The 25,662-nt window shown below is 68.4% G+C and carries 24 protein-coding genes and 1 pseudogene; 7 read left to right on the forward strand and 18 right to left on the reverse strand.

Annotated elements, in window-relative coordinates; genetic code table 11:
- Nucleotides 1-66: 66 nt before the first annotated feature.
- From AB0H28_RS27865 to AB0H28_RS27890, 6 genes are read right to left on the reverse strand one after another with little or no spacing between them, the layout of a single operon-like run.
- A complete protein-coding gene (locus tag AB0H28_RS27865; protein WP_358046340.1) occupies nt 67-1,854 on the reverse strand; it encodes an ABC transporter ATP-binding protein in 1,788 nt (595 codons plus the stop codon).
- Nucleotides 1,851-2,981 (reverse strand): non-ribosomal peptide synthetase, encoded by a 1,131-nt coding sequence (locus tag AB0H28_RS27870; protein ID WP_358046408.1) that lies wholly within the window; start codon nt 2,979-2,981, stop codon nt 1,851-1,853. Before AB0H28_RS27870 ends, AB0H28_RS27865 begins: the two co-directional genes overlap by 4 nt.
- Nucleotides 2,876-4,105 carry an AMP-binding protein gene (locus AB0H28_RS27875; RefSeq protein WP_358046343.1) on the reverse strand — a complete coding sequence of 410 codons (1,230 nt, stop codon included), beginning with the start codon at nt 4,103-4,105 and terminating at the stop codon, nt 2,876-2,878. Before AB0H28_RS27875 ends, AB0H28_RS27870 begins: the two co-directional genes overlap by 106 nt.
- Nucleotides 4,102-5,445, reverse strand: a complete 1,344-nt coding sequence (gene ccrA / locus AB0H28_RS27880; RefSeq protein ID WP_358046346.1) for a crotonyl-CoA carboxylase/reductase — start codon at nt 5,443-5,445, stop codon at nt 4,102-4,104. Before ccrA ends, AB0H28_RS27875 begins: the two co-directional genes overlap by 4 nt.
- Nucleotides 5,442-6,881, reverse strand: a complete 1,440-nt coding sequence (locus AB0H28_RS27885; protein ID WP_358046349.1) for a methylmalonyl-CoA mutase family protein — start codon at nt 6,879-6,881, stop codon at nt 5,442-5,444. The genes ccrA and AB0H28_RS27885 overlap by 4 nt, the downstream gene beginning before the upstream one ends.
- A 2-nt stretch (nt 6,882-6,883) precedes the next feature.
- A complete protein-coding gene (locus AB0H28_RS27890) occupies nt 6,884-7,150 on the reverse strand; it encodes a phosphopantetheine-binding protein (RefSeq protein ID WP_358046352.1) in 267 nt (88 codons plus the stop codon).
- 299 nt (nt 7,151-7,449) lie between these two features.
- On the opposite strand from AB0H28_RS27890, the gene AB0H28_RS27895 reads away from it, so the two are divergent.
- The 3 genes and pseudogenes from AB0H28_RS27895 to AB0H28_RS27905 form a co-directional block, all read left to right on the forward strand.
- Nucleotides 7,450-7,839: a DUF3626 domain-containing protein gene (locus AB0H28_RS27895; RefSeq protein WP_358046355.1), complete on the forward strand. Its 390-nt coding sequence runs from the start codon at nt 7,450-7,452 to the stop codon at nt 7,837-7,839.
- Nucleotides 7,840-8,006: 167 nt separating this feature from the next.
- Nucleotides 8,007-9,560 carry an aldehyde dehydrogenase family protein gene (locus AB0H28_RS27900; RefSeq protein WP_358046358.1) on the forward strand — a complete coding sequence of 518 codons (1,554 nt, stop codon included), beginning with the start codon at nt 8,007-8,009 and terminating at the stop codon, nt 9,558-9,560.
- A gap of 366 nt (nt 9,561-9,926) precedes the next feature.
- Nucleotides 9,927-10,439 (forward strand): annotated as a pseudogene (locus AB0H28_RS27905) (DUF4143 domain-containing protein); the annotation flags it as partial.
- Between the two features lie 49 nt (nt 10,440-10,488).
- Here the strand turns inward: AB0H28_RS27905 and AB0H28_RS27910 are convergent.
- From AB0H28_RS27910 to AB0H28_RS27920, 3 genes are all read right to left on the reverse strand, one after another.
- Nucleotides 10,489-10,749, reverse strand: coding sequence for a superoxide dismutase (locus AB0H28_RS27910; protein ID WP_358046361.1), 261 nt, complete (start codon nt 10,747-10,749; stop codon nt 10,489-10,491).
- Between the two features lie 5 nt (nt 10,750-10,754).
- Nucleotides 10,755-11,369 carry a superoxide dismutase gene (locus AB0H28_RS27915; protein WP_358046364.1) on the reverse strand — a complete coding sequence of 205 codons (615 nt, stop codon included), beginning with the start codon at nt 11,367-11,369 and terminating at the stop codon, nt 10,755-10,757.
- A gap of 100 nt (nt 11,370-11,469) precedes the next feature.
- Nucleotides 11,470-11,799, reverse strand: a complete 330-nt coding sequence (locus AB0H28_RS27920; RefSeq protein ID WP_358046367.1) for a hypothetical protein — start codon at nt 11,797-11,799, stop codon at nt 11,470-11,472.
- A gap of 611 nt (nt 11,800-12,410) precedes the next feature.
- Between AB0H28_RS27920 and AB0H28_RS27925 the strand changes: the two genes are divergently transcribed.
- Nucleotides 12,411-13,460 carry an MBL fold metallo-hydrolase gene (locus AB0H28_RS27925; RefSeq protein WP_358046369.1) on the forward strand — a complete coding sequence of 350 codons (1,050 nt, stop codon included), beginning with the start codon at nt 12,411-12,413 and terminating at the stop codon, nt 13,458-13,460.
- On the forward strand, nt 13,450-14,220 hold the full coding sequence (locus tag AB0H28_RS27930; RefSeq protein ID WP_358046372.1) for a hypothetical protein: 771 nt from the start codon (nt 13,450-13,452) through the stop codon (nt 14,218-14,220). Before AB0H28_RS27925 ends, AB0H28_RS27930 begins: the two co-directional genes overlap by 11 nt.
- A gap of 332 nt (nt 14,221-14,552) precedes the next feature.
- On the opposite strand, the gene AB0H28_RS27935 is transcribed toward AB0H28_RS27930, so the two are convergent.
- Entirely contained in the window at nt 14,553-15,254 is a 702-nt protein-coding gene (locus AB0H28_RS27935; RefSeq protein ID WP_358046375.1) for a DUF3800 domain-containing protein, read from the reverse strand.
- 110 nt (nt 15,255-15,364) lie between these two features.
- Here AB0H28_RS27935 and AB0H28_RS27940 point away from each other — a divergent pair, with 110 nt between their 5' ends.
- The gene (locus tag AB0H28_RS27940; protein WP_358046378.1) at nt 15,365-15,742 is read left to right on the forward strand and encodes a very short patch repair endonuclease; all 378 of its coding nucleotides are present in this window, start codon (nt 15,365-15,367) and stop codon (nt 15,740-15,742) included.
- A 20-nt stretch (nt 15,743-15,762) separates the two neighbouring features.
- On the opposite strand, the gene AB0H28_RS27945 is transcribed toward AB0H28_RS27940, so the two are convergent.
- The 4 genes from AB0H28_RS27945 to AB0H28_RS27960 form a co-directional block, all read right to left on the reverse strand.
- Complete coding sequence (locus AB0H28_RS27945; protein ID WP_358046381.1) at nt 15,763-16,980, reverse strand: DNA cytosine methyltransferase; 1,218 nt, start codon at nt 16,978-16,980, stop codon at nt 15,763-15,765.
- A 63-nt stretch (nt 16,981-17,043) separates the two neighbouring features.
- Nucleotides 17,044-17,649, reverse strand: a complete 606-nt coding sequence (locus AB0H28_RS27950; RefSeq protein WP_029536960.1) for a hypothetical protein — start codon at nt 17,647-17,649, stop codon at nt 17,044-17,046.
- A 2-nt stretch (nt 17,650-17,651) separates the two neighbouring features.
- The gene (locus AB0H28_RS27955) at nt 17,652-19,307 is read right to left on the reverse strand and encodes a DEAD/DEAH box helicase family protein (protein ID WP_358046384.1); all 1,656 of its coding nucleotides are present in this window, start codon (nt 19,305-19,307) and stop codon (nt 17,652-17,654) included.
- Nucleotides 19,308-19,309: 2 nt separating this feature from the next.
- Nucleotides 19,310-21,613, reverse strand: a complete 2,304-nt coding sequence (locus tag AB0H28_RS27960; protein ID WP_358046387.1) for an ATP-binding protein — start codon at nt 21,611-21,613, stop codon at nt 19,310-19,312.
- Between the two features lie 222 nt (nt 21,614-21,835).
- Between AB0H28_RS27960 and AB0H28_RS27965 the strand changes: the two genes are divergently transcribed.
- Nucleotides 21,836-22,282 carry an NUDIX domain-containing protein gene (locus tag AB0H28_RS27965; RefSeq protein WP_358046390.1) on the forward strand — a complete coding sequence of 149 codons (447 nt, stop codon included), beginning with the start codon at nt 21,836-21,838 and terminating at the stop codon, nt 22,280-22,282.
- Here the strand turns inward: AB0H28_RS27965 and AB0H28_RS27970 are convergent.
- From AB0H28_RS27970 to AB0H28_RS27985, 4 genes are all read right to left on the reverse strand, one after another.
- Entirely contained in the window at nt 22,265-22,852 is a 588-nt protein-coding gene (locus AB0H28_RS27970; RefSeq protein ID WP_358046393.1) for a histidine phosphatase family protein, read from the reverse strand. The two genes, AB0H28_RS27965 and AB0H28_RS27970, sit on opposite strands and share 18 nt — an antisense overlap.
- Complete coding sequence (locus AB0H28_RS27975) at nt 22,849-23,595, reverse strand: SDR family oxidoreductase (RefSeq protein ID WP_358046396.1); 747 nt, start codon at nt 23,593-23,595, stop codon at nt 22,849-22,851. The genes AB0H28_RS27970 and AB0H28_RS27975 overlap by 4 nt, the downstream gene beginning before the upstream one ends.
- Nucleotides 23,592-24,746, reverse strand: a complete 1,155-nt coding sequence (locus AB0H28_RS27980) for a hypothetical protein (protein WP_358046399.1) — start codon at nt 24,744-24,746, stop codon at nt 23,592-23,594. Before AB0H28_RS27980 ends, AB0H28_RS27975 begins: the two co-directional genes overlap by 4 nt.
- Nucleotides 24,722-25,662: glycosyltransferase family 9 protein (locus AB0H28_RS27985; RefSeq protein WP_358046402.1), on the reverse strand; the 941-nt coding region annotated here is incomplete at its 5' end. The genes AB0H28_RS27980 and AB0H28_RS27985, both read right to left, overlap by 25 nt.

Consider the following 25,662-nt stretch of genomic DNA (forward strand, 5'->3'; position numbering starts at 1 on the left):
GCGTAACGAAGGCCGCGTAGAGCCAGGGCCGGTGCCGGATCAGCCGCCACAGGAACTGCGGGAAACTCATGCGAAGTCCTCCTGAGAAACCTGCAGCATCAGGCGCGACAGGTGTGAATCGGGGTCGGCGAGGAGGCTCTCCCGCGGTCCATGCTCGACGACCCGGCCGTCCTCGAGCACGAGGACCTGGTCGACCAGCGAGACTGTGGTAGGTCGATGTGCGATCACGATCGTGGTGCGGCCGACGGCCAAGGCCCGGAGCGCCCGGTTCAGGAACTGCTCGGTGACGTGGTCAAGCCGGGACGACGCCTCGTCCAGAATCACCAGGGCGGGCTCGCGGAGCAGCACGCGGCACACGCCGAGGAGTTGCGCCTCACCGGCCGACAGGTCGTCGGAGCCGGAGGCGAGCACGGTGTCGAGCCCGTCGGGCAGACGCGCGTACCACTCACGCAGGCCCAACTGCTCGATCGCCGCGATGATGCGCTCGTCAACCACCTCCGGGTCGAACAAGGTCAGGTTGTCCCGCAGTGTGCCGTGAAAGAGCTGCACGTCCTGGGTCACCATGCCGATGCGGCCGCGCAGGTCGTCGGCTCGCGCCTGCCGCAGGTCTTGACCATCGATCCGGACCGCGCCACTGACCGGGTCGTAGATGCGCGTGACCAGCCGAGCGACGGTGGTCTTGCCGCTGCCGGTCCGGCCCATGATGCCCAGAACCTGCCCCGACCCCAACGAGAATGACACGTCCTGAAGAGACATCGGTAGGTGGTCGGCGTACCGGAAGCTGACGCTGTCGAAGGCCACCGAGGGCGCCTCCGTGCTCATCGCGAGGCCGGGTCCGTCGGTGATCGACGGCCGTGCGGCGAACAGCTCGTTGACCCGTCGTACACCGGCGTTGGCCCGCTGCAGCTCCTGGATCTGCGACCGCAGCTCGTTCAGAGGGGTGTAGATGTAGCTGGTGTAGGCGATGATCATGTAGACCGTGCCGATCGAGGCCAGGCCCTCACGGTAGAGGTAACCGCCGACCACCAGAGCTCCGCCGTACCCGAGCAGGTAGGTGCCGTGCATGACGATGAAGATCAGACTCGTTCTGACCCGCGCCGTCCGCTGCCAGCGCGTCAGGTCGCCGTTGAGTTCGTCGAGCTGGCGCAGGACGTGGCCCTCCGCACGATTGCCCCGGATGTCCTCGATGCCTGCCACTCGCTCGCTGACGAATCCGAGCAGCTTGCCGCTGACCTCCCGGGCCATCGTCCACGGTCCCGTGGCGATCGACCGGATGGCCAGCAGCGCAGCGAGCGCGCAGAGCGCGTAGAGGAGGAGGACCGCCCCGATGCGGGCGTCGGTGAGGAACAGCGAGACGAAGATGCCCACGATCAGCAGCAGGTTGCCGAGGATGAGCAGGAAGGCGCTCGACAGGAACTTGGCCAGCGCGGTGACGTCGCCGTCCACCCGCTCGACGAGTTCGCCGGCCGTGTGTTCCCGGTGAAACCGGATGTCGAGACCCATGCAGTGGCTGGTCAGGTCCACGCGCATGGCGTTCGTCATGGACCACGCGGCGCTTTCCCCGACGTATGCGGACGCCAGGCGTACCACCTGCAGCATGAGCGCGACCAGCAGATACGCGCCGGCCACCCACATCAGGGTGTGCACCGCGCTGCCCGAAACCGCACGGTCGACGTAGTGCCGAACGAGCTGCGGAGTCAGAACCTGCAGAGCGGTCGCCGCGAGCAGGAGGACACCCAGGATGGCCAGCCGTGGCCGCTCCAGGCGCATGTACCGGAACAATAGGGACCAGTACCTGGAGCGCGGGTCGGCGTCGTCCTTCGCCCTGGCCGCCTGGTCGATGGTGGTCGTCACTCCGTCGCTCGCTCTCCTGGCTCGTGCGCCGTAGCGCTGGGGTGTGGCTGGTCCGGCAGCGCGCCCGCCACCAGAGTGGCGAGAGCGCGTACCGTCGGGGCCTCGAACAACGCCTGCAACGGCAGCTCGAGACCGAAGAGATCCTCTATTCGCGAGAGCAAATGCAGGGCGAGCAGCGAGTGCCCACCCAACGCGAAGAAGTCGTCGTGCACGCTGATCGACGGCATCTGGAACAGCTCCTGCCAGATGTCCAGAAGAACCGCCTCGGCCTCCCCCGAGGCGCCCGCGTACTCGGCGCGCGCCACATGGACGGCCAGGTCCATCGGTGGCAGGCAGCCACGGTCCACCTTGCCGTTGGGCGTCCGCGGCAGATCGTCGAGCACCAGGTAACCGGTGGGGACCATGTACTCGGGCAGGGCGTCGCGCAGGGCGTCACGCAGCGCGGCGAGGTCGAGCGGGCCGGTGCCGGCCGGTACCAGGTACGCGCCGAGGTGGGGCTCACCCGCGCCGTCGGCCACGACGACCACGGCCGCCTCCCGCACGTCCGGCCGGCCCACGATGGCGGCCTCGATCTCCTGCGGTTCGATCCGGAAGCCCCGCAGCTTGATCTGTTCGTCGCGGCGACCCACGAGCAGGAGGTTCCCGTCCGCCACCAGGCGAGCGAGGTCACCGGTCAGGTACATCCGGGAGCCGGGTGGCCCGAAGGGGTCCGGCACGAAGCGCTCGGCGGTGAGCGCCGGCCGCGCCAGGTAGCCCCGGCTGACGCCAGCGCCGGCGATCGCCAGCTCGCCGGTGGTGCCCGCCGGTGAGCGGTCCAGCGCGTCGTCGAGCAGACGCAGCTCGGTGCCGGGAATCGGCGTACCGATCGGCAGCGGGTGCGGCACCTGATCGGGAGGACAGCGGTATAGGGAACTCCAGACCGTCGCCTCGGTGACGCCGTACTCGTTCGCCAGCTCCGCCGTTGGCACCCGCTCCTGGTGGAGCTCGGGCACCCGGGCGGGGACGGCCTCGCCCGCCACGATCACGGTGCGCAGACTGTCCAGCTGCCCCGGTACTGCAGCGTCCAGCATCGCCAGGTAGAGCGACGGGACGGTGAGCAGGTGCGACGCGCCGTCCCGCTCGACCAGGTCAACGAGGTGGCGGGCGCCCCGGTCTCGTCCGGAACGAAACGCTCGGCGGTCAGCGAATCGCGGTCCCAGTATCCCGACGCGACTCCGGCTCCGGTGATCCACAGCTCCCCGGCTTGCCCGTCGGTGACCGTCGCGCCGGCCGGGTCGCGGACCTCGACCCGTACGCCCTGAATCGGTCGGCCGATCGGCACCGTGGTGAGCGGTTCGTCAGCGCTCAACCGGTGGCACAGCGCGAAAGTGGTCGTCTCGGTTGGGCCGTACCCGTTGACCAGGGTCACCTCGGGCAGCGCGGCACGGAGGGCGCGCACGTGCGGCACGGAGAGGACGTCGCCCCCGGCCAGCAGGGTGCGCAACCCGCGCAGGGACGTCGGGTCGAAGTCGACCTGCCGGTGGAAGAGGGCTGCGGTCAGCCACAGCACGGTGATCCCGCGGTCGCGGACCAGCCCGGCGATCTCGCGGGGGCCAAGGATGCCGGGCGGGGCAACCTCCAGCCGCGCCCCGCCGAGCAGGGCACCCCAGATCTCGAACGTGGACGCGTCGAAAGCGGTCGGGGCCAGTTGCAGGAGCCGGTCCGTCGGGCCGATATCGACGTAATTCGGCGCGGTGACCAGGTTGACGACCGCGCGGTGCGGCACCATGACGCCCTTCGGTCGCCCCGTCGAGCCGGACGTGTACATCAGGTAGGCGAGATCCTCCGGTCCGGGGGCACCCGCGGCATGGCAGTTCGGGTCGGGGCGGCGCGGGCTGGCGCCGGGCGAAGTCGGTGTGATCATCGGCAGGCCGGGCAGGTCCTCGCCGACCGTGACACCGAGAGCCGGTCGGGCGTCGGCGAGCACCGCCGCCCGGCGCAGCGGCGGATCGTGGGGGTCGAGGGGCAGGTACGCCGCACCCGCCTTGAGCACACCGAGCAGGGTCGCGACGAGCGCCGCCGACCGCTCCAGGCAGACCGCGACCCGATCGCCGACCCGTACGCCGGCGCGACGTAGCGCCGCGGCGATCCCCTCGGCGTACGCGTCGAGCTCGCCGTAGCTGAACATCCCGTCGGCCGCCGCCACCGCGACCGTGTCGGGCGCGGTGACCACCCGCGCGGCGAACGCCGCTGGAACGGTCCGCGTGCTCACGCCGTCGGCACTTTCGCTCCCGCGTGCTCGCGGAACAGCCGCAGCCGGTCCTCACCGACCCGCTCCCGCAAGTCCCGGTCCTCGATACCCTGCTCGTCGTCGTCGGCCAGCACCAGCAGACCCACCTTGCCCTCGTGCTGGTTGAGCTGCACCGAACGCGTCGCCTCGGGCGTCTCCTCGAACCGGTACACCGTGGACAGCGTCGGCACGACGAGTCCGAGGTTGAGCAGGCGGTTCGCCTCCCACGCCTCCTGGATGTTGGCACCGTGGCTGCCGATCACCCGCTTCAGCTTCATCCACAGGTAGCGATTGTCGTAGTGGTGCTGGTAACCGCTGCTCGACCCGCAGGTGACCACCGCCCCCCCACGCCGGATAACGTTGACCGAGGTGTCGAAGGTGGCCTGGCCGACGTGCTCGAAGGCCACGTGCGGATCTTCCCCCAAGCGGCGGCGGATAATCGAGCCCAGCGCCTTCCACGACGAGGAACTACCGGCGGCGCCTTCGTGCATTCCGACCTCGTTACGGTCGACGACGAGATGACAGCCGAGGCGCTCGAGCAGTTCGACCTTGTCCGGCGAGCTGACCGTGCCGACCGCCATGCCGCCGGCCTGTCGCACCAGCTGGACGGCGTACGCGCCGAGGCCGCCGGCGGCACCCCACACGAGCACGATGTCACCCATCTTGATCCGCGCGCCCCGGTCACTGATCAGCATCCGGTACGCGGTGCCGAGGCAGAGGGTGTTGCAGGCCGCCTCCGCCCAGGACAGGTGCGCCGGCTTGCGCAGCAGTTGACTGGCCCGGACGACGCAGAACTCCCCGAAGGCGCCGAAGTTGATCTCGAACCCCCACGCCAGCATGCTGTTGGTCAGCATCCCGTCCTGCTGGGCGGCCGGATCCTGCTCGTCAATGTACGGCGGGTTCACCACGACGTGGTCGCCCGGCGTCCAGTGTCGTACCGCACTGCCCACCCGGACCACCACGCCGGCCGCGTCCGAGCCGATCACCTGATAGTCACGGTCGTGTCGGGCGGCCCATCCGCCCTGCCGACCGAACTGCTGGAGGAACCGGAAGCCCGAGATCGGGTGGTACATCGCCGACCAGACGGTGTTGTAGTTGACCGCGGACGCCATCACCGCCACGAGCACCTCGTCCGGCGCGATCTCCGGCATCGGCACGTCGCCCAGGTGCAGGGTGCGGCGCACGTCGCGCTCGCTCTCCCCGTCGAACAGCCGCTCGTCCTGACGGCGCAGATGGATGGCCCGGTAAGCCTCCGGCAGCGGACAGGCGGCCAGCGTCCGGCCGTCCGCACCCTGCCGCACCGCGTCAATCAGGTCGCTCATGCCCGCTCCTCCCTTGCCGGCGGCTGCATCGCCTCGCGCAGCTGCCCGATCGTGGCTCGCGCCCGTACCGCGTCGATCAGCGCCGGCATCACGTTCCGTCCGGCGCGCGCGTCGTCCCGGACCCGACGAAGCTCGTCCTCGGCCGCCGGCCGCCGCACCGCGCGTCCGTGCCCGACGACCTGGTGCCGCTCCGCGGCTACGAGAGCATCCTCCGACGCCGAGACCTGGGGGTCCGTCACACCGACGACCGGCCCCGGGTCGAGGTACGCCAGCTGCTCGATCTCGCCTTCGAGCCAACCGGTGCGGATGCACTCCACGACGCCGCCGCGCTGCTCGATGCGGCGCAGCCAGTCGTCGACCTCCGCACCGAGTTCCGCCACGAGCTGCTCGACCACCCGGGAGCCGCCCAAAGGATCGGCGTAACGTGCCAGGTCCGTCTCCGAGGCGAGGATCTGCTGGGTACGCAGCGCGATCCGGGCACCGAGCGGCCCGGGGGTCTGCAGAGCCTCGTCGAAACTGCAAACATGCAGGGACTGGGTTCCACCGAGGATCGCCGCGATCGCCTGGACGGTGGCCCGGACGATGTTGTTGAGGGGCTCCTGGAAGGCCAGCGCGGAGCCGAACGTGTTCACCTGGGTCCGCAGCTTCATGGCGCGTGGGTCGGTCGCTCCCCAGCGATCCCGCATCCGTTCGGCGTAACGGCGCCGCGCCACTCGCAACTTGGCCGCTTCCTTGAGCAGCTCCATGTCGGTGCCGAAGACGAAACTGAACCGGCGGGCCACCTCGTCGACGGGGAAGCCGCGGTCGACCATCCCACCGAGGTAGGCGTCGACACTCGCCAACGCGCAGGCGACCTCCAGCGCGGCGTCGGCGCCGGCCTCGCGGGCGTGCCCGCCGGAGATCGAGACCGGATTCACTCCCGGCAGCTCCCCCGTGCAGTACTCGATCACGTCCAACGCGTACTGCATGCTGGTGTCGAGGTCGTAGATGAACGCCTTGCGGGCCAGGAACTCCTTGAGCATCTCGTTCTGCAGGGTGCCGCGCAGCTTCACCGGATCGACCGCGGACTCCTCGGCGACCACGATCCACATCGCCAGCAGTACGGGCGCCGTCGCGTTGATGGTGAACGAGACCGACACCTTGTCGAGCGGAATCCCGTCGAAGACCTCGGCCAAGTCGTCGACCGTGGCCACCGACACCCCCGTACGTCCCACCTCACCCTCCGCAGCCGGGGCGTCCGGGTCGAGACCGAGCTGCGTCGGCAGGTCGAAGGCGAGAGACAGTCCGGTCTCCCCCATGTCCAGCAGGTACCGGAACCGCTCGTTGGTGGCCGCTGCGGTGCGCAGGCCGGCAAGCTGGCGCATCGTCCAGAGCCGCGACGTGTAGCCGGCCGGATGGAGGCCGCTGTCGTACGGGAACGTGCCGGGGGTACCCACCGTCAGTGCTCCACCTCGGCGATGAGGTCGCTGATGTGCTCGGCGAAGGCACGGACGTTGACGCTCTCGAACACGTCGATGAGCGGGATCTCGACCAGGAGCCGGGTGCGCAGCTCGGCCAGGATCCAGGTGGCGACCAGTGAGTCGACCCCGAGCTCCAGCAGGTTGTCTTCCGGCGCAACGTCCGGCAGGTTCAGGGCCTCAGCGGTGACCGAGCGCACAGCGGTTTCGATGCTCGCAACCGTCGGGGCGGACGTGGGCGTCGGCACGCTCGCGCCTCCTTCGTCAGGGTTGTCGCGGGGACAGGGCAGACGCTAGCGGCTCCCGGCGTCGGGCGGCCGTCCCGGATTTGCGGGACACCGGGGGCCGGTGGTCAGCACATGCCGACAATGACCCGGCCGGGTCGGAGCACCGGGTGGCGCAGTTCCTCGGTAGTCACGCGACCTACGTCGGCTCGTCGAACAGCCCATGCCGCCGGCGCCGCCTTCAGTGATCAGGACGTGGCCCAGGTTCGGCGGATGGTCGTGCTGGAGGGAACCCGGCCCGCGCCCTGCGCCACGTCGCGACCATGTCCTCCGGACCGGCGCTGGATCGCACGCTGCGGATCACGGTGAACTTCCACCCTGACCGACTCTGCGGTGCGGGCCGCCCGATGCTGGCCGCGCTGGTCGAGGACGGGATCTACCGCTCGCAGTTCGTCACGGGCACCAGCAACGGCAGCCTCACCGCGCACCCCGAGCGGCGGCCGATCTCTGGCGCGCTCGATTTCCTGCGAAGTCCGTTCGGTGCGGCTCCCCGATTTGGATCGTCGTATTTCCGACTCTCGGCTGACGTGCTCGACTGGGCGACCTGCTGCTATCCAGACAGTCCGGACGGGCCGACGCGGAATACCGCGGCGACGAGTTCATCGACCTGGGTGTCGAGATCGCCGTCAACGGTGTGCTCGACCCCCGGGTGATCGGCGCTGCCGTGGCGTCGGGGCGCTACCCACCCTCAGGCCGTCAAGCAGGTCTGGCACATCGTCGCGCGCTACGGCACCTGACCGCCTCGGTTGGCCGACCTTGACCGCACGGCCAGAATGGTCTCCTGGGCGGTGGCCCCCGTCGTACCGAGGAGCTGAGACACATGGGTGACATCCTGCGCTCGACCGTCGCTGGCACCGAGGTCGCGGCCGCTTCGGACCGCTTCCGGTCGGTGAACCCGGCTTGCCTGGACGAGCTGGTCGCCGAGGTGGCGCTGGCCGACGCCGACACCTTCACCGCGGCGGCCCGGGCGGCCCGCACGGCACAGCGGGAATGGGCCGACGTCCCCGCTCCGGTGCGCGGGCGGGTGATCGCGAACATCGGTCGACTGGTCGAGGCGAACTTCGACGCGCTCGCCGCCCTGGTCACGCGCGAGGTGGGCAAGACCCTCGCCGAGGCCCGGGGAGAGGTTCAGGAGATTGTCGACACCTGCGACTTCTTCCTCGGCGAGGGCCGTCGGCTGTACGGGCAGACGGTGCCCAGCGAGATGCGGGACAAGCAGCTCTTCACCTTCCGGGTGCCGGCCGGGGTCGTCGCCGTGGTGACCGCCGGCAACTTCCCGGTGGCCGTCCCTTCGTGGTATCTGATTCCCGCCCTGCTCTGCGGGAACGCCGTGGTGTGGAAGCCCGCCGAGTACGCCGCCGCTTGCGCGGACGCCCTCGCCACCCTGATGCGCCGCGCTGGCGTGCCGGACGGGGTACTGGACGTGGTGTACGCCGGCGGCGACGCCACCTACGCCGGTCTGGAGCAGTCGCTCGGGGCCGGGCTCATCGACAAGATCGGCTTCACCGGATCCACCGCCGTCGGTGAGCAGGTGGGCGCGCTCGCCGGACGCCACCTGCAGACGCCCTGCCTGGAGCTGGGCGGCAAGAACCCGATGGTGGTCACCGAGGAGGCCGACCTGGAACTGGCCGTGGAGGGCGCCCTGTTCGCCGGCTTCGGCACGGCCGGGCAGCGGTGCACATCGTTGGGGACCGCCATCGTGCATGAGTCCGTGCACGACGAGTTCGTCACGCGCCTCGACGCCGCGGTCCGGGCGGCGCGAGTCGGCGACCCGACCGACCCGCGGGTGCTGTACGGGCCCATGATGAACCAGCGGTTCGCCGAGCGCTACGAGGAGTACCTCGGCTGGATCGGCAAGCACCACTCGGTCGTCGGTTCCACCTCGACGGGACGGATCGGGCCGGACAACCCCCGCGAGGGCTTCATCGGCGACCCGGAGGCCGGGCTCTTCTACCACCCCGTGGTGGTCCTCGGGGTGCGCCCCGAGGACCAACTGTTCCGCCACGAGACGTTCGGCCCGATCATCGGGGTGACCACCTACGCCACCCTCGCCGAGGCCATCGAACTGGCCGACCTGCCGGGCTACGGGCTCTCCGCCGCGATCTACACCACCGATCCGGCCACCGCCTTCACCTTCCGGCGGGCCACCCGGGCCGGCATGGTGAGCGTCAACAACTCCACCTCCGGGGCCGAGGCGCACCTGCCCTTCGGGGGGAACGGCCGCTCCGGCAACGGAAGCCGACAGTCCGGCTTCTGGGTGCTCGACCAGTTCACCCGCTGGCAGTCGATGAACTGGGACTACTCAGGACGGCTGCAGCGGGCACAGATGGACACGGCCTCCATCGAGCCGGATCTCACCTACCGGTTGTCCTGACACCGCAGCCGGCCAGGTGGTCGGGCGGTCGCCGCCCACGTTGCGGGCCAGATCCCGCAGGATCCCGGTGGTCGTCAGGACCTGGACCCGCTCGTCGTGCGAACTCAACGCCACCTCCGACCGGCAACCGCCGACGACCAACGCGGCCAGCAGCGGCGGCACGGCCAGCCGCCGTCGCCTCGACGCCGTAGGAGACGCACCCGGAGCCCTGGGCGTCGAAGACCGCGAACGCAGAGTCCAGGGATAGTTCCACGCAAGGAAAGTAAGGCATGTACAAGGTGGTGCTCACCGAAGCCAGCACCGTCGAAGACCTGAACACCTGGCTCGACGCCGACCTCCTCCGGCGGCACTGGCCCACCCTTTGGCTACCTCCAGGCTCTGGAGGAGATCTTCTTGATCAAACGGATCCCGGGCTGATCCCGCAACCTGGGCACCCGAACCACCGCCGCGCCGAAACTGATCTTCGTCGACTCGGGCATCGCCGCCAACGAGACCGCGACCGACGCCCGGGCACTGCTCCGGCCGGGAGCACCATTCGGCCCATTACTCGAATCATTCGTCCTGTCCGAACTGTCCCGCCAGCTCACCTGGCCCGAGCAGCCCGTCGACCTGTCCCACTACCGCGACCAGAGCAGGTACGAAGTCGACGCGGTGCTCGAGAACCGAGCGGGTCAGGTGGTCGGGATCGAGGTCAAAGCAGCCACCGCCGTCGGACCCGACGACTTCCGCGGGCTACGCCGACTCGCCGAGCGCCTGGGCGACGACTTCGTCGCCGGCATCGTCCTCTACACCGGAACCTCCACGCTGCCGTTCGGCGACAGACTTCGCGCCCTGCCGGTCAGCGCCCTGTGGCAGACTCCAGCCCCGCCACCAGCCTGACCTCGCCCCCTTCCGTAGGTCGCTCCCGGCACCGGAGTGGGCATGCCCGTCAGCCGGGCGGGGGCGGCGGTGTGGCGGCCACGAGCAGGGTGAGTTCCCGGACCAGGTCGTCCATGCTCTGGCCGCTCTGCGCTCGCACGAGGCCCAACGCCAGGTCAGCGAGCAGATAGAAGCCGAGCGTGCGGGTCTGCTCGGTGTCGAACGACGCCAGCAGCGCCTCCGCGCCGTCGAGGTCACCGCGGTGGCGGGCGGCGACGACCCCGGCGGCGCGCTGCACGAGGTCGGTGGCGACCGGGACCGGGCCGGTCACGCCGGTCAGAGCCTCGGCGCGGCGGCGCGAGCGGCGTCGAAGCGGGCGGTCACATCGGCCCAGTCGACGAGGTTCCACAGCCGGTCGACGTAGTCCGGGCGCACGTTGCGGTACTGCAGGTAGTAGGCGTGTTCCCAGGCGTCGAACACCAGCAGCGGCGTCGAGCCCTGCCCGACGTTGCCGTGGTGGTCGTAGACCTGCTCCACGATCAGCCGCTGCCCCAAAGGCTCCCACGCCAGGACACCCCAGCCGGATCCCTGCACGCTCTTCGTCGCCGCGGACAACTGCCCGGCGAAGCCGTCGAAGGAACCGAAGTGCTCGTCGATCGCGGCGGCCAGCTCGCCGTCGGGGCGGTCACCGCCGTCCGGGGACAGGTTGTTCCAGAAGATCGAGTGCAGCACGTGCCCGGACAGGTTGAACGCGAACGTCTTCTCCAACCCGACCAGCGCCGCGAAGTCACCCTTGTCGCGGGCCTCGGCGAGCTGCTCCAGGGCGTCGTTGCTGCCTTTGACGTACGCGGCGTGGTGCTTGCTGTGGTGCAGCTGGAGGATCTCGCCGGACATCGCCGGCTCCAGCGCACCGTAGTCGTACGGCATGTCGGGCAGAGAGTAGACCGCCACCAGCAACTCCTCACACCATCGTCGTCGCGGAGTTGGGCGGGCACCCCGGCGGTGGTTCAGATCATCGCGTTGCCGGAGCACCCGCCCACTACTGCCAGTCTTACGTAGTTGCCAGATAATGGCAATAAGCACGATCCAGGGTGAGGCGCAGCACGTCGGCAGGAGACCGCCACAGCGGTCGACGACGAAATAGAACGAACCGGACGTTCCGCCCCACCACATTCTCGGTCTGGTCGATCTGCCGCACGCCACCCGGGATCCGCACCTCACGGAGGCTCGGCGTGACGAAGACGTGGAACCCGTCGGAGATGACGCCCCTGGTCGCGTCGTACGGCGCGGTCAGGCCCGAGGTCGGCAGGGACGACCGGGTGTACGTCGCGCCGCCGTAGTCACCGGCGCGGGCCGTGGCGATCCCGATGAGACCGGGCATGGCGTGCGTGCCGGTCTCCTGACCCCGGCCGGGTCGAAGACGCCCGGCCGGTAGACCGTCAGGTACGCCCACAGCGACGGCTTGCCTCCGGCCTTCTTCTTCCGCTCGAGGGAGTTGCCCTGCGCCTCGGCCTCCTCCGCCGTGAGCGGCCTGTCGTTCGAGGTGTGGTTGTCGGAGTAGACGGAGGCGACCTGGTAGCCGGTGGAGGTGGCGATCGGGTCCTGCACGTGCAGCGTGCCGGCGTCGTACCCCTTGAAGGTGAAGGCGGACGGCGTGGCGTCGGGGCCACCCCGTGTCGGCGGGCGCGGACGTCGCCCCGGCCGTGGCCGGCGCGGCGACGCCGCTGCGCCCGCCGCCCGGCCGCGACGATGTCGTCGGTGGTACGGGTCATCGGTGGCTCGTCGTCCAGCCCACGGGAGACCTGGCTCTTGGCCGTAGTCAAGTAGCGCAAGAAGCCAATCGATCCCACCTCAAAAAGCAACGAGCAACAGGTCCAGCAGGTGACGAGCAGAAGATGTCTCTCACAATGGCCGACGTCCATGAGGGTCGAGGCGTACAGTTCGGCGAGGTTCGATCATGTGTACGACACATCTCGCGGGATTGAGAGAACGATGTTCGAGGTGGATTTTCTGCCAGTGGAGAATCGGGACCAGGACGGCGGCAAGAGTGGCGACGCCATCGCGCTCAATTTCACGTGGCACGCCGAGCAGCGGCAAGCCGTTGTGGTGATCGACGGCGGCTTCAAGGGCACCGCCGACTCGCTGGTCAGCCACATCAGGGAGCACTACGGTACGAACGTGGTGGACCTGATGATCTCCACGCATCCCGATGCGGACCACCTGAATGGACTGGCAGGCGTCGTGGACGCCATCGAGGTGCGGGAGCTGATGGTCCACCAGCCCCGCGCACATGCCCGTGACGTGTCCGACTTCCGCAATCTCGAGGCCCTGGACGAACTCCTAGACAGGGCCAAAGCCCAGAACGTGGCGGTGAGCGAGCCCTTCGCCGGAGAGTCGCGGTTTGGTGGTCAGCTGACGGTGCTCGGGCCGACGACCAGCTACTACGAGAGCCTGCTGGCGCAGCAGTTGTGGGAAGCCAAGCACTTGGCCGCGTCGGCGACGTCCGCCAGGGGCTGGTGGCAGCGAGGGGTCAACCTCCTCGAACGAGCAGTCGACTGGCTGCCGGTGGAGACGCTGACTGATGACGGCGAGACCAGCCACCGGAACAACTCCTCGGTGATCACGTTGCTGACCCTGGACGGACAACGGATGTTGTTCACCGGCGACGCCGGCATCCCCGCCATGACGGCCGCCGCCGATCAATACGAGAGCACATACGGGTCGTTCGCGGCTTTCCCGCTGTCCTTTATGCAGGCGCCGCATCATGGGAGTAAGCGCAACCTGGGGCCCACCCTCCTGAACCGCCTCCTCGGCATGCCCAACTCGCCGCACGCGCTTTCGACGATCGCCTTCATCAGCTCCGCCAAGGCGGCTCCGAAGCATCCCTCACCGAAGGTGGTCAACGCCCTGAAGCGTCGAGGTTGCTTCGTGGGAGCCACCGAGGGGAAAGCCATTTGCCATAACTCGGGAATGCTGACGCGTCCGGGATGGGGCACCTTGCAGCCACTCCCGGCGCTGGTCGAGGACGACGATGAAGCTTAGTGAGGCGGTCAGCGGCTTTGACTCCTACAGCCGGCGGGCTCGAATCTATCCAGCGATGCTCGCCGTGCTACCCGTCGCACTGATCTCGGCGCTGCTCACGAACAACAAACCGCTCGTAGCGCTGAGCCCGATCTTGTTGAGCGCAGGGACATTGTTCCTTGCCAGCAACATCGTGCGCGTACTCGGCCAACGCGCGCAGCAGCGCTTGATTGTGAAGTGGGATGGCATGCCCACGACTAAGCTGCTCCGATTCCGCGAGGCTCAGAACAGCGTCCTGTTGCAACGGCGTCGACAAGCCTTGGAAGTGCTGTTTGGCGCTGCGCTACCGACCCGCCGGCAAGAAGCCGCAAACCTCCAAAAGGCAGACGAAGCCTACATCGCGGCAACCCGCTGCCTGATCACCCATGTACGTTCGCGACCTGGCCAGTTTCCCCTCATCGATCACGAAAACGCCGCCTACGGCTTCGCCCGCAATCTGCTCGGCATCAAACCGCTCACGCTCGGCGTGCTCATGGCCTCCGCTGCGGCCGACGCTGTCATTTACCTGCACGACGGGCTTACGAGCCCGCTGGTAGTGGTCGGCGGACTGCACTTGAGTCTCGTCGCCGCCTGGCTCTTCTTCATCCGACCCGCGTGGGTGCGCCAGGCCGCCGAGACCTACGCCGAGCGGCTTCTCGAAGCCCTGGACCTACCAGCCGAACGTGCCTCGCACGAGCAGGACGGGAGCGCAGACCAGGCGACGAGCCTCTCAGGCGAGTAGCTGCGCATTGCGATAGCCCCTATCGCCGGATCGTTGTACGGACATGCTGGGCAGAGCGACGGGCGTTCGGAGTAGGCCTTCACAGGCAGCCATGCCCAGTGCCATATCGGAGCCCATGAGCCTCCTGGGCGCCGGCGCATCTAAGCATTCCCGGTGGTTGAGCTAACTTGACCTCCAACCCCCAGAGGTTCGCTGGCGCAGTCGATTTCTCCGACCCTGTCGCGGCGTGACTGGCGTCGCGGGCCTTGCGGCGAGCGATTAGATGGTTACACTGCCGCCAGGAGGAGACTCCGGTGAGCCTTGGGCCCCGCTTCGGTGGGGCCCTTGTGCGTCTAGGGTGTCCAGCAGGTTGAGTGTTGGACTCGCGGTCCGACTCGTGCCCAGATGGCGCTGTTGGCGCGGCGGGCGCGATCGTCGGGTGCGGTCTCGGTCTCGATTCGGCGGTGCAGGAAGGCGATGAGGTCGGCGGCCTGGACGAGGCGGCTGGCGGACGATGGGGCGAAGTGCAGCGTGTCGACGATGCGGGTCAGTCTCCGGGTGCTCTCACCCCAGAGCCCGTGCTGCTGGTAGAGGGAGAGGTCGGCTCGGTACAGGCCGGGTTGGGCCACTTCGTCGGCGATGACGAGGGCGTACTCGCCCCTTCTGGCGACGTATTCGTCGACGCGCTCGAGCAGTTGGCCGAGAACGACGGAGTGAGGGTCGTCGGTGGCGTTGTAGCGTTCCCGAAGCCGTCGCGAGTTGACACCTCGTATAATGATCTTGACGTCGTGGTCGCCGATGGCTTGGAACGCCTCGTTGTAGACGCCGATGCGCACGCGAGGCATCTTGGCCAGGTGCTCCCAGGCGCCCTTGGCTTGAAAGAGGTCGTGCCCGTGCAGCTCGGCGTTGGGTGCGACGCCGTGCAGGTTCGCCGCTCGGGCGACGACGGCGTCCAGCGCGCGGGTCAGGGAGATGGCCTCCTGATCCGGGCAGAGCAGGGCGGCAATGTAGTACACCTCGCGGTTGTAGCTCTCGTCGACGTACGTCAACAGCACCTCGACAGGTTACGCCACTGGACAGCGTTCACGCCCTCACCGCAGTGGGGTCGGCGGCGTCTGCCGGGGCGACGCTGATGGCGTCCCGTCCCACGCCTTTGAGCCCGCTGGTGTCGGAGCAGATGCGCCGGATGCCCCGGGCGTCGACGCGCCCGGAGTTGGCGATCCGGCGGGAGCTGCACGGGCGTGGCCTGCGGTTCCGGGTCAACTTCCGGGAGCTTCCGGGCCGACCGGATCTGGCCTTCACCAGGGCGCGTCTGGCGGTGTTTATCGACGGCTGTTTTTGGCACATGTGCGCCGACCATGTGCGGTTGCCCAAGAACAACCGCGAGTGGTGGGTGGCCAAGTTGGAGACCAACGTTGCCAGGGACCGCGAGAAGGACCGTCGTCTGGCCGATATGGGCTGGCTCGCGGTGCACGTGTGGGAGCACGAGGATCCCGTGTCCGCCGCTGACCGCGTCGAGATGCTGTGGTCGCGGCGTCGGTGACTCGGCGGGTGGCGGTCGCGTTACCGGGACGCCAAGAGCGAATTGACCACTGACTTGGCGATGACCGTGGCGAGCTCGACCGGAACCGCGTTGCCGAGTTGGCGCATCTGTTCCCCGCGGGGGCCGTCGAGTTTCCAGTTGTCGGGGAAGGTCATCACTCGGGCGACCTCCCGGACGGTCATGTATCTGATCCGGCCGGCGTCGTCGCGCATGACCGTCTCTCCGCCGGGCACGCCATGGACGCCGGCTTTGACGGTCTTGGCGGGCCGATCGAGGACGTTGGCGGTGTGTCCCGTGTACTCGCGTGCGCCGGGCCAGCCGTAGTGGTGCAGCCAGTCCGGGTGTTCGATCTTGTCGCCGAGAGGTTCGGGCAGGGTGGCGATGGCGTCCCGTAGCGTCCGCCAGCGCTGCGTGTTCCCCGGGATCTTCAGCGAGGGCAGGGTGGTCACGGCCGGTGGCTGCAGGTTGTGTTCGGCCCAGTAGCTGCCGTCGGCCTGCGCGTGGGCGAGTGCCTCGGCGGAGTGGGTGGCGTCGGGGAAGTCCCAGTCGATGGCGAGGTCTTTGCGGAACGCCACCACGAAGACGCGGTGGCGGATCTGGGGGACCCCGTAGTCGGCGGCGTTGAGGCATAGGTGCTTGACCTCGTAGCGCTCGGTGGGGTCGTACTTGCCGCTGGCGAGGGTTTTGGTCAGCCGCTTGTCGTGGTCGCGCCAGTCCTCGCCGTCGACCCTTTGTTCGAAGGGGGCGCCGAGCTCGCGCAGGATGTAGTCGTAGTACGGCTTGAACGACGGGCGTAGGAGGCCTTTGACGTTCTCGGCGATGATCGCCTTGGGCCGCGTCTCGCGGACGCAGCGGAACAGCTCCGGCCACAGGTTGCGGGGGTCGTCGTAGCCCTTGCCCACACCGCCGAGGCTCCAGGGTTGACAAGGCACGCCACCGGCGACGACGTCGACCTTGCCCTCCCACCGCGTGAAGTCGACCTGTCCCACGTCGCCCTCGACCAGGGGCCATCGGTCGTCCAGACGCCCAGGGTCGCCCGCGTCCGGTGTGAATTCGGTGGCTTTGTTGGCGCGCAGAGTCGCGCAGGCACGCTTGTCCAATTCGACGGCGAGCAGGTGCCGGAAGCCCACGTCGTGCATGGCCAGGGCGAGGCCGCCTCCGCCCGTGAACAACTCGATACTTGTTCCGATGCCCGCCGGCTGGTCGCCGGATGAGGGCGGTGGCGGGGTGATGACCATGGTCGGACTCTACCGGAACGGCGGGGTGTCGATTGCCTGTCGATGGCGTTGCCGCGCCGTGGGTCACACGTCGTCGCGGGCGACCAGGCGACGGTGGACATGGCGCACATCGAGGCCGCAGTGCGCGGCCAACCGTTCGTGGCGACGACGTTCCTCGCCGTTGACGTCGTGGCCGTCGCGCAATGCCACGACGATCATCGGTCGGGTGGGAGAGTCGATGACTTTGTTCAAAGCGGCCCACATCAGGTCCCGGAATGTGCCGGGCTTGCCCCAGCACATGTACCGGGTGGTCTCGCCGTCGGTGACGGTGCAGTGGAACGGCTTGTCGCCCCGGGAGCCGGGCACCATTGTCCACTCTTCGCCGAACGCGCGACGGATCAGCTCGTCCGGGCCCGACAGGCGAACGGTGACGAGGTCCCGGAACGGGCCGGCTCCGTCGAGAGCACGGGCGTACTCCTTCATCGGGCCGTCCTTGAGCCATACCCGGGCGTCCTCAGCGCTCTGGAACTGGGTGAGCCTGCCGCCGATGCTGGGGTCCTCGATCCACCGGGCGTACTGCCGGCTCTTCTGCTGCGCGCTTAGCAGCTCCCAGTCCAAGGTCTCGACCTGCCGGTACAGCTCACGCACGACGTCGTCGCGGATGTCCTTGGGCACGGGGCTGGGCGACAAGCTCACTCCCTGAGAGGTTCAGTGGAGGGGAATTGGAGGCGGCTCTCATCGTAGGCGGTCTCCACGTCTGCCGCGTCCCTGATCCACTCCTCCATGAGGTTGCCCGCCGCTTGGTCCGTGAAGGAGATGGTCGAGGTGACGTGCTCGCCGAGTTCCTCGACCTCCTCGGCCAGCACACGCTTGATCCGTAGCGCGGCGGCCACCCGCCGTAGGTCGGAGACGAAGTCCAACACTAGGACGCGGTCCTTGCCCTCGCGTAGGCGCAGGCCGCGGCCGAGTTGTTGGACGAAGATGCGGCGACTGTGGGTCACCCTGGCGAAGCAGAGGATGTTGACGTCCGGCACGTCGACGCCCTCGTTGAGGATGTCGACTGCGGTGAGGATCGGTACCCTGCCCGTCCGGAAGTCCAGGAGGCGGCTGAGGCGCTCGCGCTTGTTGAGGGCGGCATGCACGGCCAGGGCGCCGGACCAGCGCGGCGCCCGGCGGAGCAGGTCGGCCATCCGCTCGGCGTGCTCGACGGTCCGGCAGAACACGATGGCGCGAGGCTCGACCACCTTTCCCCAGGCGTCGGCCAACTCGTCGCGCACCGCCTCGTCGCGGTGAGGGAGGAACAGGGTCGCGTTGAGCTCGGCGAGGCTGTAGGAGTGCTGGCTTGCGGTGCGGACCACCTCCCAGTCGATGTTGTCGACGAAGAGGCGGTAGTCGACCTGGGCGAGGTAGCCGCGTGCCATGCCCTGCTCGATGCCGAGGGTATGACTCGCCTTGCCGAAGCGGGCGCTGATGTCGTATTCGTCGCCGCGCCAGGGTGTGGCGGTGACACCGAATTGGAGAGCTTTGTCGTGGGTCCGGAGAAGCTCGTCGTATAGTCCGCCCTCGGCGACGTGGTGTGCCTCGTCGACCATGACCAGGCCGGGTGAGTACCCGAGGCGGGACACCCGTACCGCGCTGCCCAGCGTCGCGCACGTGACGCCGGGTAGATGGTCGGGGCGTTCGTCGCCGGTGAGCAGGCGGGTCGGAACCGACTTGGGGAGATGCCGCCACATCGCCCGTTCCAGCTGCTGCACGAGGTCCTTGGTGTGTGCGACGACGAGGACCTTGTCCGACGGGTGACGTCGGAGATGATCGGCGATCACCTCGCCGCCGACCACGGTCTTGCCGAGGCCGGTGGCGAGGATCAACAGGGCGCGTCCGGTCTCGTCGAGGTCGGCCAGGACCCTTCGGACAGCCTCGCGCTGGTAGTCGCGGAGTGTCAGCGTTCCCAGGGTCGCCGGGACCTCCTTGAACAGCGCCGCTATGTCACCGCCGGACCAGAGGTGGATCCGGTAGCCGAGCGCGTTGAGACGTTCCGCGCGACGCATCGCGTCGGCGCTGAAGCGGGTGTTGGTGACAACCGCCGCCCGCGGGGCCCGGTAGAGGTCGCAGGCCGCTGCGGTCTCGTCCACCGCCTGGGCCGGGACCGCCCCGCGCGCCTTCCACTTGCACTGCACCACCCAGTCGCGACCACGGTAGCCGGCCAAGATGTCGCCGCCACCGTCTCCGGAGCCGTCGACGTTCGTCACGCCGGTGAACCCCTGATGCCAGAGCAGCCGCTCGATCTGCCGGACGAACTGGTGCGGACCGCCATCGCGTAGCAGCAGCGGATCGAGGAAGCCGTCCACACTCAGTCCGTGTCGGCCAGCTCGCGCTCGACTAGCCGGCAGCTGATCCTGCTGCGGGCCAGTTCCTCGGCATTGAGGCGCGGGTGATCGTCCACGAGCAACGCCAGATCGCTGATGTAGCCAGCGAGCCGGGACACGACCAGGCCCCGGGTGCCCTCGTCGGTGAGGGTGGCGTAGGAGCGGCGGAAGACCCGGTTATCGAGGAACGCCCCGGGCCGCCGCTCGATCAGACGGACGACCGCGCTCGCGGGGATGTACAACACGAAGTCGCCCTTCTCGATGACCTCGTCCCACACGTCGGCGCCGCCCTCGAGCGCGAACCTGCGCTCGGTGAGAGCACGCTCCCCCTCGGGCAGCAGCTCCCAGTAGCCCGAGGGGTTGCCCGCGACCTCCGGCTGCATCGCCTCGCGGACACGGTCCAGCAGCCGCCGGGCTTGAACGGCGAGCACATCCGGGGTGACCTTCGGCATGCCCGACCGGACGCGCAGCGTCTGAAGGACCGCCGACAACGGCGGGGGCCCGGAGGACCCCGCTGCCCGTTGCCGCATGTACTCGGCGAGTTCGACGAGCACCAGCTCCCGGAAGTCAACGCCGTACTCGGTGAACAGCGTGTTGTCGGCGGCGACGAAGGCCTCCGCGCGCGGCGGCCGGGTCCTCTCCACGAACACCGGGACCGGCCGGTTCCCGTGGTCCTCGACCTCGGCGCCGGGAACCGCCCACACTTTCAGCTCGACGGCGCCCTGTCCGTCCGCCTCGTAGCGGCCGGCCATGTCGACCACCTCGGTCGCGCTCGCCCGGTACCGCTCCAGACGCTGGTCGCGCGTCTCCGGCTTGGGCGCGTCCCGGTCCGGACCGTCATCACCGCCGTTCGGGCCGTCGTCGTCGAGGCCCATCCGCGAGGTGGTTCCCGGGCCGGGACCCGGCGACGGCTTCGGGTCGGGGGGAGGGGTGGGCCCACTGTCGTGCAACCGGGCGGCCTCGTACCACTTCTCATCTGACTGGTACTCGGGATGGCCATCGCGGAACAGCTTCGTCCACTCGACCGCTTTGTCGCGCAGCGCGTTCTTCCCGTCGCCGGGCACCAGGTACCTCAGCCCGGGATCCTCACGGCGGTAGCCGGTGAAGAGCTTGCCCAGCGGACTGTCGTTGGTCGGCAGGCCCAACTGCCTGGCGCGGTTCGGCCGCAACGGACTCTCGCCCCGCAGCACCCGCAGGACAGTCTTCCACTCGGCGCTGTCCAGCTCGAAGGACGTCTTCATGTAGTTGACCGGCACATGGTCGCAATGGATCTCGCCGATGATCCGGCCCTCGTTGCGGGGGCTGTCGATCGGATACTCACGCTCGGGCGCACCGAGTCCGTCCGGGTCGACCCAGTCGAAAACGTTCTTGTCGAACATCATGATCTTCCGGCCGCTGCGCAGGAAGTCGACGCCGTACTCGCTCTTGTGCAGGTACCGCTGGATGCCCAACCATCCCCAGATGCGGCGCTCGACGTACTCTGTGCGTTCGCTGCCACAGGTCGGGCAAGGCGAGTCGTCACACACCCGCCCGCAGTTCACGCACGTGCGCCGCGCCGGCAGCGTCTCGTCGATCCGGATCACGGCGGGGATCTCCGCGCCGCCGCGGGAGACCGACCTGTTCTCGCCCCATACGCACGCGCGGCGGGGAGTCACCTGCGTACGGTTCACCGTGATCAGATACGCCCGCTCGGTCAGCAAGTGGCTGTAGATGTGCCCGAGCTTTTCTCTGATGGTGCGCGCCTGGCGCTTGAGCACCTCGAACTGGTCCGGACGCAGCTTCTTGATGATGACCTTCGTGCCGTGCTCCGACGGGTCGTCCTTCGGCGCGTGACGCAACGGGACCTTGTAGTTCTCATTCTGCCTGGCGCTGATGGCGGCCAGGTCCAGCGTGACGACGGTCCAGGATGGGTCGCCGGCACGGGTCGTCCAGATCTCGCTCCACCAACCCAGTCCCGCCGTGGCGATGTTCAGTCCCATGCCGAACAGCCCCAGCGCGTCGTACCTGGAGTTCGACGTCCACCCGGCCCTGACCGCGTTGTTCAACGCCCGGCGGTCCATGCCGAGGCCGTTGTCCACCACCCAGACCTCGGCGTCGGACAAAGTGCTGGTGGACCCGGGCAAGGTGATCGTGACGGCTGGCCGGAGATCGGATGGCGGACGCTTCCAGAAGTCGTCGAACGCGTTGTCGATCAGTTCCGCGAGGCAGTACACCGCAGGGGTCTTCAGTTCCCCGAACATGCTCAGCACCCTGCCGTGCGGCGTGACATCCATGAACTCGTCCGACATACCCACCCTCTCGCGACGACCGGGGTAACGCGCGGTACAGCCTAATACCTAGCAACGCTACGAACGTGATCCGCTGCGGAGGGTTGTTCGCGCCCTGCGTATCTGGTTGACTCGGGCGGCCTAACCACTGGACGACGTCCCGCGATGAACACGCCGCGCTCGTAAAATGCCGCGGTAGCTTCGACCCGCCCGACCCTCGGGCAACTGCTGATTGGGGTCTAGATGCGTGAAGTCGTGCGCCGGTCGGTGCGGGCGATTCTCTGGGATGAACGCGATCAGCTCGTGTTGATCAAGAGGACGAAGCCTGGCCAGGTCCCTTACTGGACTGCGCCCGGTGGCGGCCTCGAACCGACGGACGCATCCCTTGATGCAGCCCTGCGGCGTGAGTTGCGAGAGGAGTTGGGCGCGGAGGCAGAGCGGCTTAGCCAGGTGTTCTTGTTCAGCTCACCGTCGGGCGAGGGAGTGTCCGTACAGCACTTTGTCTCCTGCCGGCTCACTCGAGTAGACAAGAGCGCCCGTACGGGTGCCGAGTTCACTGATCCGGGCCGTGGTGGCTATGCCTTGGACCGCGTGGCTGTCGACCGCCTCTCTGAGGTGGACCTGAAGCCTGAGGCCCTGAAAGAGTTCATCCTCGCGAACGCCGATGCCTTGCTATCGGAGTTCAGCTAAGGCAGGCCAAATCCCTGCCGGTGCGAGCGTGAAGCGGCGTGCGGCTTGGAACACGTCCACGGGACGACTCAGGCCAGCGGTGATCGCCGCGACGGCACCGATGAGCACTCGGTGCGAGACGATCAAGGCGGTGTGTCCTTCGACCGGGTGTCCGAGGATCGCTGAAGCGGCCGTTGCCCGTTCGTAAAGCGCTGCAAGGCTCTCGCCTCCGGCCAGGGCTGAGTCTGGGTCGCGGAGCCGGTTCGTGCGCCAGGTCCGGTACTCAGCTGGGTAGTCGTCCGGTCCTTTGCCGAGGACGCAGTCGGGGGCGCGCCACTCGGCGTACAGCGGGTTGGGAGCGGCGAGCGGCACGCCGAGCAGCGCGGCCAGGATCTCTGCGCTTGTGGTGGCGCGCGGATGCGGGCTGGTCAACACGATTGCGGGCCGGAGACGGCGGTCACGAAGTGCGTGGGCGGTGGCGGCGATCTGTGCCGCGCCGCGCGCGGTGAGGGGCGTGTCGGGTCGGGCATGGGCGTGCGGGCGAGTGATTCCGTCGAGGCTGGTTCCGTGGCGGATCCAAAGGGTGGTCATGATAGGTGCCAGCCGCCGTCGACGTTGATCGCTTGGCCGGTGACGAATCCCGCTTCTGGTGAGGCCAGGAAGGCGATAGTGGCGGCGACGTCTGCGGGTTGGCCCCGTCGTTTGATGCACTGCCGGTCGAGCTGGCGTCGGACCATGGCCTCGTGGTCGGGTACGACGCTGTGCTCAGCGGAGACCTCGATCGAGCCGGGCCGCACGGTGTTGAGGGTGATGTTGTGAGAGCCGAGTTCGCGAGCGAGCGCGCGGATGAGTCCTTCCAGGCCGCTTTTCGCGGCGATGTAGCCGGCGAGGTCGATGCGTCCGATCTGGGTCATGACTGAGGAGACGGCGACGATGCGCCCGTAGTTGTTGTTGATGAAAGCGGGCGTGGCGGCGCGGATGACAGCGGCGTGTGTAACGAGGTTGAGTTCGAGCTGTTCGCGAAGGGCGTCGGGGTCCGTCTGGCTCCACGGTATGCGGGGGTACGCGCCGGCGTTGCTGATCAGGGCCGTGAGTCGGGTGGCGTGTTGCTCGATCGCGGCGCGGAGTGCGGTCTGGGTGTCAGCGGCGGTCAGGTCTCCGGTGATGGTGTGGGTCTGGGTGCCGTGGCGGCGGGCGGCCTCGACGACCGCGGCGAGGTCGGTGTCGTCGTGGCGGTGGGTCAGGACAAGGTCGAAGTCGGCGGACAGTCGGGCGGCGATAGCCGCTCCGATGCCCGTACCTGCTCCGGTTATGACGGCGACGGGGCGGCTCATGAGGACGGCTCCGCTGGCGTCTGAGTGGTGAGTCCGAGGATCTGCTCCAGGTCGGCGTCGGGTGCGTAGAGGTCGGCGAGTAGGCCCAGCGACAGAGCGGCGTCGCGGGGTTCCAGGAGCTGTAGTGGGTATACCGCGAGGATCCGCATGGCGAGGTACGGGCGTATCCAGGTGAGTAGATCCGTGGCGGCGGAGAGTGCGAGCGGCCGGGCGAGCGTCGTGAGGTATCGGGTGATGGCTTGCTGCCGGGCCGGCGACGGTTGGTGCTGGTAGTCGATGCCGACGGTTCGGTGGGAGAGTCTTCTGAGCCGTACCGTGGGTTCGACAGCTTCAGCGAGTGCCTTCCTGTGATCGACGTAGGCGTCGGTGTTGTAGTGCGGGACGAGCCAGGCGCCGTGCAATCTCTGGTACCAGAGGAAGCACGCGATCTCGCCGGGGAGGGCGTTGAGGCCTGCGGTGTCGTAGTCGAACCAGACGGGCTGGTTGTCGGCGTCGAGGCCGATATTGAAGTCGGTGGGGTCGCCCTGGGTCATCGCGGCCCAGACCTGCTCGTCCGGGTGGAAGGCGTCGCGTAGCTCGCTGACGAGGGCAGGAAGGTCGAGCCGTCGGGGCCGTCCGTTGACCATGAGGATGGTCTCCCGCAGGTCGGAGGGCCGGAGACCGTCGGCGCCGGTCAGTTTGAGCACGATCGGGTCGTGGCCGTAGTAGTCGTCCAGCCTGCCGCCGGGCTGGGCCCGGTCGCGGTAGAGCTTGCTGTTGGCGCGCGAGGCCGGGACTCGGCAGATGGTCGCGTCGATGGTTCGGCGGTAGTGCCGGAAGATCGCGTCGAGCCCGCAGTCGAGGTTGGCCGCGCTGCCGGGGCCGGTGGACGTGAGAGCGTCGAGGAGCAGGCCGGTGTCCGGAAGATCGGGTCGGTGGCGGTCGTAGAGGGTGAGGGTCCAGTGCCCGACGCGGTGTTGAGAATGCAGCCTCGGTAGCCGGTAGTGGTGACGGATTCGGTGGTACCCGGCGACTTCGGCCGCAGCCTCCACAGGGTTTGGGTTCACCTTGGCGAAGAGGCGGTGTGCGCCGATGTCGAGGTGGAAGGTGCGGTTCATGGTGAAGCGGCGGTAGCGGCCGACGCGAATCATCGAGTCCACCAGCCCGCGCACTGCCCCGCGAAGTCGGCTAAGACCTTGGCGGGGATGGCGCGAAGGTCGCTCGCGGTGGACCAGAGCGCGTCGTCGTAGCGGTCCCGCACGGGACACGCGTCGGCGACCGACATCAGGTGCGAGAACGGGGTGGCCACCGCGTGGTGGCCTGCTGATCCGGTGATCCACTTGGCGTAGCCGTGCCGTCCGTAGAGCCCGACCACATGCGGCTGGGTGCCGTCCGCTCGGATGGTGAGCGCGGCGAGATGAGTCAGGCCGGTGTCGTTGCCGATCACCAGCTCGGCGGCGGCGAACAGGTCAATGCACTCGACCGCCGTAGGTCCGTGAAGTACCTCAATCTGCCCTACGGTTGCCGGAGGCTGGTGGCCCGGTGGTGTCACCAGGCTGAAGCGCCAGGCGCCCGAGTGGCGGGCCGACAGGTGTTCGGCAAGGGAGCTGAAGTTGTCGATGCCGTAGTCCTTGCGGTCGGGGCGACTGGTCGTGGCCACGAAGATCACGTGGAGTGGCTTGGGCGCTGCGACCGACGACCGGAACCTGGGGGACGGGTCATCGGATGCGGGGAGCCTGACGCCGAGGGCTTGCTCGACGTCGAGGTAGTAGCGCATCGGCAGCGCCGCATGGACCTCGACAGTGTCGATGTCGATGAGGTCGAGCAGCGTTGGAGGCGACTCCGGTACCGCGTCGAATTTTGAGGCGTCTTCGCTGCGAAGCGTGCCCAGTTGGTGCCCGTCGCCGTCCGTGACCGTGACTGGAAGGGTGCACCGGGCGATCAGGTCCGCCCGGCTGCCGGCGTACTCCAGGGTTCCGAACTGATCGTGGGTTGTTCCGCCCCGGGTTAGATGGAGACATCGAAACCTGGAGGAACACCAGCGATGCCCGCACCGAAGAAGTACCCCGACGAGCTGCGTGAGCGTGC

Origin of the sequence: Micromonospora sp. NPDC050980 (assembly GCF_040653835.1) — a bacterium.
GTDB lineage: Bacteria > Actinomycetota > Actinomycetes > Mycobacteriales > Micromonosporaceae > Micromonospora.